General features: G+C 44.7%; 12 protein-coding genes. All 12 read right to left on the bottom strand.

Translation table 11 applies throughout. From position 1 onward, the window contains the following. Nucleotides 1-57: 57 nt before the first annotated feature. The gene (locus WC441_00770) at nt 58-435 is read right to left on the bottom strand and encodes a pilus assembly PilX N-terminal domain-containing protein (GenBank protein MFA5163041.1); all 378 of its coding nucleotides are present in this window, start codon (nt 433-435) and stop codon (nt 58-60) included. Between the two features lie 4 nt (nt 436-439). Then, nucleotides 440-1,015, bottom strand: coding sequence for a prepilin-type N-terminal cleavage/methylation domain-containing protein (locus tag WC441_00765; GenBank protein MFA5163040.1), 576 nt, complete (start codon nt 1,013-1,015; stop codon nt 440-442). Further along, nucleotides 1,002-1,523, bottom strand: a complete 522-nt coding sequence (locus WC441_00760) for a prepilin-type N-terminal cleavage/methylation domain-containing protein (GenBank protein MFA5163039.1) — start codon at nt 1,521-1,523, stop codon at nt 1,002-1,004. Before WC441_00760 ends, WC441_00765 begins: the two co-directional genes overlap by 14 nt. 6 nt (nt 1,524-1,529) lie before the next feature. Beyond that, nucleotides 1,530-2,138, bottom strand: a complete 609-nt coding sequence (locus WC441_00755; GenBank protein ID MFA5163038.1) for a prepilin-type N-terminal cleavage/methylation domain-containing protein — start codon at nt 2,136-2,138, stop codon at nt 1,530-1,532. Between the two features lie 19 nt (nt 2,139-2,157). Then, entirely contained in the window at nt 2,158-5,544 is a 3,387-nt protein-coding gene (locus WC441_00750) for a fibronectin type III domain-containing protein (protein MFA5163037.1), read from the bottom strand. Continuing rightward, nucleotides 5,541-6,011, bottom strand: coding sequence for an rRNA maturation RNase YbeY (ybeY, locus tag WC441_00745; GenBank protein ID MFA5163036.1), 471 nt, complete (start codon nt 6,009-6,011; stop codon nt 5,541-5,543). The genes WC441_00750 and ybeY overlap by 4 nt, the downstream gene beginning before the upstream one ends. Nucleotides 6,012-6,016: 5 nt before the next feature. Next, nucleotides 6,017-7,003, bottom strand: a complete 987-nt coding sequence (locus WC441_00740) for a peptidoglycan bridge formation glycyltransferase FemA/FemB family protein (protein MFA5163035.1) — start codon at nt 7,001-7,003, stop codon at nt 6,017-6,019. A gap of 75 nt (nt 7,004-7,078) precedes the next feature. Continuing rightward, the gene (locus tag WC441_00735; GenBank protein MFA5163034.1) at nt 7,079-7,507 is read right to left on the bottom strand and encodes a prepilin-type N-terminal cleavage/methylation domain-containing protein; all 429 of its coding nucleotides are present in this window, start codon (nt 7,505-7,507) and stop codon (nt 7,079-7,081) included. A 30-nt stretch (nt 7,508-7,537) separates the two neighbouring features. Then, nucleotides 7,538-7,981: a prepilin-type N-terminal cleavage/methylation domain-containing protein gene (locus tag WC441_00730; GenBank protein MFA5163033.1), complete on the bottom strand. Its 444-nt coding sequence runs from the start codon at nt 7,979-7,981 to the stop codon at nt 7,538-7,540. A 29-nt stretch (nt 7,982-8,010) separates the two neighbouring features. Continuing rightward, a complete protein-coding gene (locus WC441_00725; GenBank protein MFA5163032.1) occupies nt 8,011-8,439 on the bottom strand; it encodes a prepilin-type N-terminal cleavage/methylation domain-containing protein in 429 nt (142 codons plus the stop codon). Nucleotides 8,440-8,601: 162 nt separating this feature from the next. Next, nucleotides 8,602-9,807 (bottom strand): type II secretion system F family protein, encoded by a 1,206-nt coding sequence (locus WC441_00720; protein MFA5163031.1) that lies wholly within the window; start codon nt 9,805-9,807, stop codon nt 8,602-8,604. Between the two features lie 20 nt (nt 9,808-9,827). Continuing rightward, a complete protein-coding gene (locus WC441_00715; protein MFA5163030.1) occupies nt 9,828-11,582 on the bottom strand; it encodes a GspE/PulE family protein in 1,755 nt (584 codons plus the stop codon). Nucleotides 11,583-11,589: the final 7 nt, after the last annotated feature.

Here is an 11,589-nt window from a genome sequence, read left to right as displayed (position 1 = left end):
ACTTGACTTGCTCTTGATATTTTAATTATACCAATTTTTCAAATATATGGGAAGGCCTTAGAAGCTTATTTCCACGCTCCGCCTTACCTTGTCGAAAGATCCAACCGAAGAAAAAATAGTCGGGGCAAAAGATTTATAATCTACCCGATAAGTAGCGGCATTACTTAAGGTGTCAGAGAAGATGTTGTTCCCAGAATAAACCCCCAAATCATACTCGTTATGGCGCACCTCGAACAAAAGCCTCTCAGCTCCGGCCTCAGCCGCGAAATAGGCACGAAAAGACCGGGTAACAGCCCCGCTGATCTTGACGTTAGACAAGACCCCGCTTGCCCCGGAGAAAGCAACCACGACGATACTGGTCAATATAAAGAGAGACAAAAGCAAGGCGCTGCCCGGATGATTGAAATCAACGAATTTTTTCAGATTCTGCCACATAAACTTAATCTAGGGGGTAATAGCGGGAAACAATGGAGGTTTGGACATTGATCGCCTCTGCCCTACCCCCAGACGGAGTCACTGCCTCACCCTTGAAGCTGACCGTCACGAACGCTTGCTTGCCCTCCTCTTCCTCGACCAAAAACCTCAAATCCGAAACATCAACTGACAAGGGAGAGATAAACTCGATGGCGGTATCGCGCTTGACGGTAAAACGAGTGAAATCTCCAGCGCCAAACAAATAATAACGGACGCACTGGCCATGGTAATTTTTAAACTCCAAGACATCACCGAAAGCATTAGTGCTGGAAGCAAATATCTGGGTATCGGGCGTACTCGTACAAACCCCGTTATCGCGCTGAGCCATCCTGATTTCCTTGCCGATAACCTCCAAAAAGTAACGCAAGCTTTCTTGGACGTTCTGCGACATCAAGCTCTTCTTCTGACCCTCTAAAGCATATTTAAAGATGCTGGTAGCCGACAGCATAATGACGACAAAAATCGTGGTGGCCACTAGAACTTCGACCAAAGTAAATCCGGACTTATTTTCTGCTTTTTTAAAAAAACTAACGCCAATCATATAGGATAGTCATTAAAGTACAATTATATTCGCGGCCCCGATTAGACCAAGTAACGGCCGACTGGACTTGTTCGCTGACTTCACTTAAAGATTGCAGGGTCAAAACCCGGTAAAAATCAGTCTCGAGATTGACGTTCTCGCCTTCGGCCGGCGCATAATGGCGATAAAAGCCATTTTCTAGTAACAAAACGCCTTCATCAATCGTTGTAATCGACGTGGGGGTGGCCATCGAATAATCCATCTTATAAGTCCCGTCGCTTAAATCAGTCAGCCAATCCTGAGGCACTAGCCAATTATTATCCCGGGTCTTCCTGATAAGCTCCAAGCCCTCTTGAGCTAATTGGCAAGCAATAAGATTGCCGCGATTAGCCTGTTCTGTCTGAATATTCTGGACGATAAGAGACATGGTCCCGATCATGCCGATGGAAATAATGAACAAGACGGTAATTACCTCTAAGAGAGAAAAGCCGGGCTTGGATATTGGGAATTTGGAAAGTAAGCGCTTCATAAATATCTAATCTAAAGCTTCGGCTAAACCTAAAAAGTTCACCTGGACAGATTTTTCCGTATTATTAACTATTTCTGTCAGAATGATATCAACCACGGTCGAAGTCCCGCTCCCGCCATAGATGGTAGTGATGGGGTCGGGTGGCAAAAAAGTAATATCTAAGGGGCTGGTTACTCCAGTAAAACCCTTGATTCTGGTAGTTTTAGAAAAATAGATTGTCCGACCGCCGCTGTTTGGGTCCTCTTCGCCCACGTCATAGCGCTGGTTAGCGTTAGTATCGGCAAAAATAATATAACGATCAGCACTCGAGGTCGCACTGTCAAAGTGTAGCCCCCAGCCGCCGCTGGGCACTTCACCGGCATACTCAGCCAAGCCCAAGGCATAACTCTGGGTTAAATGAATATCACTCACGAGATTCTGGGCGCTCATGCTTAAATCGCTTCTCTTCTCTGCATCGCGATAATTACTGAGAAATATCGCCGTAATCATGACGATAATCGATAAGCTGACAATTACTTCCGGCAAAGAAAAGCCGGGCAGACGACGCGGCTTGGAATTTACTTTTAAAGATGTCGCCAAGAAGAGGCGACAATATTTAGAGACTCTTGGAAACATTAATGATCCGATTAAATAATTAATTACCGGTCGAGGTCGCCTTGACTTCCTTCCAGGTCGGTAACAAGAAGTTAACGTTCAACAGGGTGGAGGTACTGCAGAAATAATTATCCGCATCAGTCGTCTTTAAGTATACCCTGGTGCCAGTGGCTTTGGTGAATACAATACTGGTAGTCGCCGCCGTGTTACTAGCAATCATCGCTCCGGTGTCGGTCGTTGTCCAAAGGTAATAGCAGGTGCCGGCGGAACAGACCTGAGGATTATAGTTAGGATAAGTGCTGTTATAATACTGGGAAGAATTAGTGAAACTAGTGGTACTGCCGACGATCACATCAAAAGGACTCCAAGAGAAATAAGGCATCGGGAATTCATGCTTATAGGTCGTAAAGGTTAGGGTTGGGTTCTGGCTACTGCTGTTTGCGGCTACATTATCAGTCAAAACATCGCCAGCACTAGTATTGAATTGCCGCCAAGGAGTCGGCGTAGCTGTGTAGCTTTCGTCCCAGAGGCGCAACCAGAAATAATAGTGTTCGTCATAATCCAAGGAACAGGCGCCGCCATCGCAGATAAACTGCTTAGCCGAACCGCTTGTCTTGCCGGAATCATAGATCGGACTAGTCGTGTTATTAGCATTATTGATAATTACCTGATAAGCGCTTTGCGAGCCGCTATTTACATACCATTTGAGCACCGCTTGCCGGGCACCGCTGGAACAAGCCTCAGAGAAAGCCCAATTAGGCGCACTTAATTGTCTAATCTCTATCGGCCAGCGATAGACTTTATAATCATCGCTTAAACAAGAATTATCGTTGATACAATTCAAGCTGATAGAGCCGAAGGAGCTGGAAGCATAACCGCTAAAGATGCCGGGATTCGGGGAAAGATAATTATTCATACTGGACTGAGGCGCCAGACTGCTATTGAATTGTATCCATTGCCCACCATTAATCACCCTGGCCCAACCATACATCTTTTGGTCATTTTCGTTATAGCAAGCCCAACAATTATTGGCCAAATTACAAGTATTCGGACAATTAGTATTAAAAGCATAATTATCAGGCGGCGTAGTCGTGGCATTAAAAGTAATCAAGCCTAAAGTCGCATTCCAAGCCTCGCCGGCAAAATTATTGCTTTCATCTAAATTGACTCCGTGAGTATTTGGATTACAGGGTTCAGTGGAGAAAGGAAAAGGAAAGGTATAGGGAAAATGGCCGCCGGTGCCATCATCAAGACAGTTAAAAGAGATCTTGCCATAGGTGGCATTATAAGCATTGCCCCGGATATTGTTTTCTGAAGTGACTCCACCAGAACCGCTAGTTAATCTTTCGGCAGCGGTAGCATAAGAACCGTCACCCACCGAATTAGTGCCTTTCATGCGATAACGGTACACCGTATCGGCACTTAAGCCAGAGTCATCGTAATAAGTATTTGTAACACCAGTGGCAATCTGGGAAAAATCACTGCACCCTGTTCCCTGACATCTTTCCACTTTATAACTCGCCGCTCCGCCGGCAGGAGCCGACCAATTAACACGCATTGAACTGGTAGTGACATCAGAGAAAGTAATGCTAGTTGGAACGTCCGGGTAGGTTAGCTGATCGCTAGTGGCATTGGAATAGGCGCCATCGCCGGTCGTATTCGTTGCCCGAGCTCGATAGCGATAAATAGTATTACCAGTTAGACTAGAATCATCATAATAGGTATTGGTAACGCCGGACGCAATCTGAGAAAAATCACTACAGCTCGTCCCCTGGCATCTTTCCACTTTATAGCTATCAGCTCCACCTGAAGGGGCGGTCCAAGTAAAGCGCATAGCGGTTGCGCCAACGTTAGAAATAGGAGTCCCTGGCAAACTAGTGGTACCAGGTAAAGTTGTAAAAGTTGAATCATTGCCATAACCCGTGCCGCCGCTGTTAGTGGCATAGGCGCGGACATGGTAGAGAGTATTAGGACTTAAACTGCTGATAGCGCAACTATAAGCGCCGGTACCGCCGCTTCCGGCACTGCAAGAACTACCGTATGAGACAGTCGTGCCCCATTGGATATAACGAGTAGGATTTTCTCCGCCAGTGGCCGTGACCGTGCCGTTACCGGTGGCAGCGTTGTAATTAATACTGGAGGCAGTCTGGGTGGTCGCTGTCGGAGCGGCCGCGGTTGTCGCTTGCTCGGCTGGAGTATTATAAGCGCCATCACCGCTAACGCTATCTGTTGCCCTGATACGATAACGATAAACCGTGCCGCTACTCAAACCAGAGTCATCGTAATAAGTATTTGTAACGCCGGTGGCAATTTCCCCGTAACTACTGCAGCCGGTTCCTTCACACCTTTCCACCTTATAGCTATCAGCTCCGGCTGAAGGAGCCGACCAGCTAACCCGCATTGAATTAGAAGTAACACTTGAAAAACTGATAGCCCCCGGAGTAGCCGGCCGGGTCTTTACAGACACCTCGGCTGATAGGGGTGATTCATATGAACCGGTGTCATAGTTAGTAACGGCGTAATAATAAGTCACCCTAGGACTAGTGCTGGAGTCAGTATAGGAATCAGTGGTCGAATTTGCTAAAAAATTACTGGTCGTAACCGGAGAAGCCGTGTTGCGATAAACTTTATAGGGAGTCGTGCCATGCAAAGCATTGGAACTGCTGCCGCCAGTACTAGCTGTCCAATCTAAAGCTGCATTAGTCGTATCAGCTGGCGCACTAGCTGTTACACCGACAGGGGCGGCATTAACGACAACTTCATCTACTCTAACGGTCACGTTAGACAAGGAGCCACGTGTCGCCTTCATCGTCACTCTGACAGTATACGTAGTGCCACCAGTTAAAGTCACATCGCTAGCATAGGCAGAATATTGGTTAGTGAGTGAAGAGCTGAAGGTGACACAACCTAGAGAACCTATAAAAGTAGAGTTGGCAGCATCATAGATATCTAAACGAGCCCAGCCGCTAGCACTGGTCCACGAAGTCGCGCTCGTCGTATATTTAAAACGTCCTTTGACTTTAACATCGCCTGACCCAGGGGCCACAAAGGTCTGTCTGATATGGCCACGATAGTCGCGACCAACGGTGGTGCCAGTAACGGCCCGGAAATCATTAGCGTAATAAGCAAAAGTAGCAAAAGCATAAGTTGTGGCTGAATTATCATCGCCACAAGTATTGGTTCCTGTACCATTACCTGCAGTCCAGCCAGTCGATGCTCCGGTGAAAGCCCAATTATTTACCTGGTTTAAAGCCTGGCCATCTTTTGTTTCTAAAAAAGTAATCGGCAACCAGCCAGAAGTAGCCAACAAGGTCAAAATCAGGATAATCAAAAACTCCCTCAAGAGGTGGTGATGAGTTGATTTGTGTAAGTGTTTTTTTAGTTGATGGGATATTTTAATCCTAGCCATAGATGGCTTTTTTCTCATAGTTTAATTATACCACATCCCGCCAATTTATGCATGAATTTTTTCCCCAAGTCTAACATGAGCTGGCGTTCCTTGGGGCTATCGTCATTATAACCGATAAGATGCAGCAAGCCGTGAGTCAAAAGGAAATAAAAAATGAAATCTTTGGTATGGCGGAAATTAATATCTTTACATTTTAGTTCTTCTAATAATCCCTGGAATTTCCTGACCCGAGCCGCTTCCTGTAAATTGATAAATATCTCCCCCAAGATATTACCCATGTATTCCTCCTGGCGGAAGGACAGGACATCCGTGCTTTTATTCTGGCCCCGGTATTTACGGTTCAAACTCTGCATCCGGCGATCCCCTACCAAGACTACCGACACCAAAAAATCTGCCTTGCGATAGGAAAATAAAAAAAGATCGACAGCCGCCGCTATCTTTTTCTGTTGCAGCTTATTCTTAGTAAAATTGATGATTTCGGTCATATATTTTAAGATTTCAAACTTTTAAGAAATGAATACAGCCTATAGGCCAGAGGTCTTAAAACCAAATCATAGCTCCCCGGACAAGATAGCACTTTGCCCCCGAAGCCGCTTTTGAAACGAGTGACCCCCGGCCAACGTTGAGCGTCGATGCCATAGAAATCATAATGCTTATAACCCTCCGCCTTTGCCTGCCTGATAAGTTCCCATTGCAACAAATATGGAGCCATCAGATTTCGATCGGCGTTGGCTGAGGCTCCGTGGAGATAAGTAACCGTGTCGGCAAAGAAGGAAAAAAGACCAGCAGCAACCGCCCGCCCCTGATAGCGGACCAAAAACAACCTGATAAAATCGCTTTGATCTAAAAGGACCTGGTAATGATCCCGACTGTGTAAACGGAAGGCGTCGCGCTCGGAAGTAGTAGACATTAAAGACCAGAAATCCTCAAAGTCTTCGGCCCCGCCTTGAGAAAATTCTAAATCTTTCTTCTCAGCTAAGCGGATATTATATCTGGTTTTAGGGTGCATAGCTGAAAGCAGTTCTGTCTCGGATTTAGCTAAATCTAATTGTATTGTCTGAGACGGCTGGATGTCCTTAATTTTATTAAAGATGATCTTCTTGGATTGATTGAACCAATTATTGAATAAATCTGAACTTGGTTCAAAACGCCAGAAATGAACGCCAAGCCGCCTAGTCTCTTGAATTATCTCTTCTAAAAATTCTTTAGCTTCCGCCTGATGGCCACAGAAAAGGGGGCCTTTGGGGGAGTATAAATAAGAAATTCCCAATTTTGTTCTATGCAAAGAGGCGGATAACAAACCTAGGCAACGGCCGTCTTTATAATAAGCATAACTAACGAAATCCTTGGCTTCTTGCCGCCAAACTTTCTGCCACTCTCCGCCTTGCAAAAAGACGCCTTGATTCTGATAAAAATCAGGGTTATCCAAGATTAGCTTAGTTAATTCAGAGGCCGATTTTAATTTCTGTAAAGCCATAAAACCATTATAGCATACCTAAAATTAGCCACAAAAAAATCGCCTTTCGGGCGATTTTTTTATATCTCTATCTATTTATTTTATGCCAGCCGGGGTAGCCGTGTTTAAACCAGCCGCCGGACCGCCGCTGATAGCTTGGCCGACGCAATATTTTAAAGTATATGATTGGCCGCTAAGAGTTTGGGCGTAGGTATAAGCAGTCGTTCCGGAACAAGCAGTTACGTCAGCCGGCGTCGGCGGAGTCGGGACAGTCTTCATATAAACGGTCGTGCCATTAGCAATCGTTGTCGAAGCAATCGGGTCTCCACCCGGATAGGTGCCCACATCATTATAATACAATTCCAAAGCAGTCTGCATCTGTTTGATATCAGAAACACGGCGAGCATCACGTGCCCGGGAACGGGCATTATTCAAGGAAACAACTGATAAAGTAGAAAGTAAACCGATGATGGCGATGACCACTAAAAGCTCGATCAAAGTGAAACCCTGCCCCTGCTTAGTCATAAGCTTAAAGAATAAAAAACGAAAATTATCTTATTTAATACCAGCCGGAGTAGCGCTAGTTAAGGAACCGCCGGTCGGACCGTTAGTAATAGTTTGACCGACGCAATAGCTGATCGTATAAGAATCGCCGGTAGTAGTAACCGTTCTCTGAGTATAAGTGTAGGTGTTAGTACCAGCCGTACAAGAGCCATCATTAGGAGTCGGTGCAGTGGGAACGATCTGCATATAAACGGTAGATCCATTAGCAATCGTACCGCCAGCTGTTACTGAAGCTGAGGGCGGATAACTGCCCACATCGTTATAATATAGCTCCAGAGCAGTCTGCATCTGCTTGACATCGGACACGCGGCGAGCGTCGCGGGAACGAGCCCTGGCGTTGTTTAGAGCCACAATCGATAAGGTTGATAGCAAGCCGATGATGGCGATAACTACCAACAATTCGATTAAGGTGAAGCCCTGTTTGTTTTTTGCCATAAAAATTTATTATTTAAGTAAAATATCGCTTATTTAATGCCAGCCGGAGTGGCTACATTCAAACCAGCTACTGGACCGCCAGTAATCGCCTGTCCGATACAATAGGTAATCGTATAAGATTGGCCGCTGCTGGTCTGCGCATAAGTATAAGCAGTGGTCCCAGAACAAGCAGTGGCGTCAGCTGGGGTTGGCGGGGTCGGGATAGTATTCATATAGGTGACTGTACCATTAGTAATACTTGAGGAAGCAAAAACATTACCACCAGGATAAGAACCGTTATCGTTATAATATAGTTCTAGGGCAGTTTGGACTTGCTTGACATCGGACACGCGTCGAGCGTCGCGGGAACGAGCCCTGGCGTTGTTTAGAGCCACGATCGATAAGGTTGATAGCAAGCCGATGATGGCGATAACTACCAACAATTCGATTAAGGTGAAGCCCTGTTTGTTTTTTGCCATATTAATTTAAACGAAATTCTTTCTTATTATTTAACAATTAACAAAAAAGAAAGATTAATAATAAATTTTTAAATATTTTAATTATATCTAATTTGGCTAATCTAAATTTGGCTAATCTAATTATACAACAATTTTATCCACAACACAAGAAAAACCAGAAAATTAGAACTGTTGTCCGAGATTATACATCGGCAACAAGACGGCCGCGACCATGATGGCCACACCGATACCCATAATCACCATGATCAAGGGCTCCATGATCGTGCTCAAGCTATTTAACATATTAGTGGATTCGCGCGTATAGAAATCAGAAATCTTATCCAAGACTACTTCCATCTTACCGCTGCGTTCACCGACCGAAATCATCTGTGGCACCATCTTCGGTACATAATCGCTGGAATCGAAGACGGTGGCCAAGGGGTTACCGTCTTTGATCGATTGCAAAGTCTGCATGATGAGTTCCCGATAGATCTCATTTCGGACGACATCAGCCGTAATCTCCAAACTCTTAGTAATCGTTACGCCGCCTTTGAGCAAGGTGCTGAGCGAGCGGGTGAAGCGCATCAGATAAATATACTTGAACAGCTTGCCAAAAATCGGCAGCTTGATTTTTAAAAGATCAAAATTCCGACGACCACCGGTAGTCTTCAGATACAAACGCATCAAAAATATAAAACCGGCGACGATGAGGACAACCAGCCAAGAGAAATGACGCAAAAAATTAGACAAACCGATGACCGCCCGCGTTGACCAGGGCAAAGCAATATCAGTTTCAGTCAGAATCGCGGTTAGGTTAGGAATAACATAAATCATCAAGATGATGCCGACTCCGATCAAACCGCAGATAATAAAAAGCGGATAAATCATGGCGCCCCTGATCTTGGAAACCATATCATAGTTCTTTTCCATCTCATCGGCCAAATAATTCAAGACTTCATCTAATTTACCTGAAGTTTCTCCAGATTTGATAATATTGACGAAGAATTCAGAAAAGATCTTCGGCCGCTTAGCAAAAGCATCAGATAAGAGCGAGCCGCTATCAACATCAAGAGCGATGTCGGCGATAATGCTCTTCAAAGGGAAATTATTAGTCTGGTCCACTAAGATCATTAGCGATTCTACGACCGGCATATTAGCGCTGATCATCACGGAAAATTGCCGAGAAAAAATAACTAAATCCTTAGGCTTCACCCTCTGGATTAGCAGAGACAACTTTACCATGGGCGACTGGCTAGCTTCGATCAAGCTGATTAAGTTTAGCTCCTGTTTACGTAGTTTAAATTCGACCTCTTTCTCGTTGAGACCAACAATCTTGCCTGTCCGGATTTTTCCGTTCTTGGCTTCAGCTTTATATTGATAGATTGGCATATGATGAAAACTAAGCTAAATTAACTCTCGATTACTCTTAAGACCTCAGCCATAGTGGTGACTCCTTGAATAACTTTAAAGAATCCATCCTGTTTGATAGAAATAAAATCCTGACTCTTCTTAACCGCCCCAATATTAAGATTCTTATCATTATTATTAATCATCTCTTTCAAAGTTTCATTAATAGCGATAACTTCGGCAATCGCAATTCTACCAGAAAAGCCCGTGTTTTCACAATGACTGCAACCGACCTCCTTATAGAAAGAAACGTTCCGCAGAGCATCCAAGGTAGTGAATTCTGGATATTCAGCTTTAATTAGATTTTCCGGTAAATCGCCAAATTCTTTAATAATGATATCCAACATCTCGGCTTCAGGCTTGAAAGCCTGGCGGCAATTCGGACAGAGGCGGCGAGCTAGACGTTGGGCGACGACGGTCTTTAAGGTGGAAGCCAATAGGAAGTGCTCGATTTTCATATCTAATAGACGGAAGATAGAACCGATAGCATCATTGGTATGCAAGGTGGATAAGACTAAGTGACCAGTTAAAGAAGCGTGAATAGATAATTCGGCGGTCTCTTCATCGCGGATTTCTCCCACCATGATGATATTGGGATCTTGGCGCAAAAGAGAGCGCAAGCCATTAGCAAAACTGAAACCTATCTTAGGCCTGATTTGGGACTGGTTAACGCCTTTAAGTTCGTATTCGACTGGGTCTTCCAAGGTGGAGATATTTACCCCTTCCTTATTCAAGATATTCATGAGGGCGTATAAAGTAGTAGTCTTACCTGAACCGGTCGGACCAGTAACCAGGAAAATGCCATTGGTTTTTTTGATTCCCTCTAGAATCGAATTTAAGGCGATCTTATTAAAACCCAAATCTTCCAAGGTTGGAGCGCCCTTCACCGTATCCAAGATTCTCATCACCACTTTTTCTTGGCTGGCTAAAGGCAGGGTAGAAATACGAAAATCGATTTCCCGATTATTAATCAGCAGCCGGATGCGGCCATCCTGAGGCACCCGGGTTTCATCTAATTTCAATTTAGCCAAAACCTTGACGCGAGCGATAATAGCGTTATGGATGCTCTTGGGCAGAGTTAAGGAGGTATGCAAAATACCGTCGATACGATAGCGGACGCGGCTTTCGTTCCCGAAAGGTTCAATGTGGATATCGCTCGCCCGAGCCTCGACAGCATGGCGGATAACCACAGAAACGATACGGGAAACCGGCGCACTGTTAATATCATCGTCACCCAAACTCTCAGACTCGGTCTTGACTTGGACTAATTCATCCCCTTCTTCCTTAGCCTTAAGTTCCAAAGCGGAAGAAATTTCTTCTTCTATCTTCTGATATTGCTTAAAAACCTTATCCCAGCTGGTCCGGGAAATCAGGCAGTATTCCACCTTCAGCTTTTCATCGCTAGCTAGGAAGTTGACGGCTTCCATGGCCCGAGGATCGGGATCGACCAAGCCGATCTTAACTAGCTTCTTATCCTTAGCTAAACAGATGATGTTATAATTCCTAGCGATTTCTTCCGGTAAAAAATTAAGGATGCCTTCTGGGATAGATTCGTCTTGGACTAAAAAATAAGGGAGATTATACATTTCCGCTTTCACCTGGGTCAATTGCTCTTCATCTATTATCTTCTCTTCTATTAAAAAATCAGCCAGGTCCTTCTTGTTGGCCTGGACGCTTTTCATGATATCTCCGGCTTGGATCAGATTAATTATCTGTTTCTGGACTAATAAATTTAAGAGCTGTTCCCTCTTGTCCATGTCATTT

It is taken from the genome of Patescibacteria group bacterium (assembly GCA_041651355.1).
Classification (GTDB): domain Bacteria; phylum Patescibacteriota; class Patescibacteriia; order Patescibacteriales; family UBA12465; genus JAPLVX01.
This window is presented reverse-complemented; position numbering and strand designations above follow the sequence as displayed.

Excerpts from the sequence above, each read along its gene's own strand:
- WC441_00770 (MFA5163041.1), bottom strand. The coding sequence starts at position 435 with ATGTGGCAGAATCTGAAAAAATTCGTTGATTTCAATCATCCGGGCAGC.
- WC441_00765 (MFA5163040.1), bottom strand. The coding sequence starts at position 1,015 with ATGATTGGCGTTAGTTTTTTTAAAAAAGCAGAAAATAAGTCCGGATTT.
- WC441_00760 (MFA5163039.1), bottom strand. The coding sequence starts at position 1,523 with ATGAAGCGCTTACTTTCCAAATTCCCAATATCCAAGCCCGGCTTTTCT.
- WC441_00755 (MFA5163038.1), bottom strand. The coding sequence starts at position 2,138 with ATGTTTCCAAGAGTCTCTAAATATTGTCGCCTCTTCTTGGCGACATCT.
- WC441_00750 (MFA5163037.1), bottom strand. The coding sequence starts at position 5,544 with ATGAGAAAAAAGCCATCTATGGCTAGGATTAAAATATCCCATCAACTA.
- ybeY (MFA5163036.1), bottom strand. The coding sequence starts at position 6,011 with ATGACCGAAATCATCAATTTTACTAAGAATAAGCTGCAACAGAAAAAG.
- WC441_00740 (MFA5163035.1), bottom strand. The coding sequence starts at position 7,003 with ATGGCTTTACAGAAATTAAAATCGGCCTCTGAATTAACTAAGCTAATC.
- WC441_00735 (MFA5163034.1), bottom strand. The coding sequence starts at position 7,507 with ATGACTAAGCAGGGGCAGGGTTTCACTTTGATCGAGCTTTTAGTGGTC.
- WC441_00730 (MFA5163033.1), bottom strand. The coding sequence starts at position 7,981 with ATGGCAAAAAACAAACAGGGCTTCACCTTAATCGAATTGTTGGTAGTT.
- WC441_00725 (MFA5163032.1), bottom strand. The coding sequence starts at position 8,439 with ATGGCAAAAAACAAACAGGGCTTCACCTTAATCGAATTGTTGGTAGTT.
- WC441_00720 (MFA5163031.1), bottom strand. The coding sequence starts at position 9,807 with ATGCCAATCTATCAATATAAAGCTGAAGCCAAGAACGGAAAAATCCGG.
- WC441_00715 (MFA5163030.1), bottom strand. The coding sequence starts at position 11,582 with ATGGACAAGAGGGAACAGCTCTTAAATTTATTAGTCCAGAAACAGATA.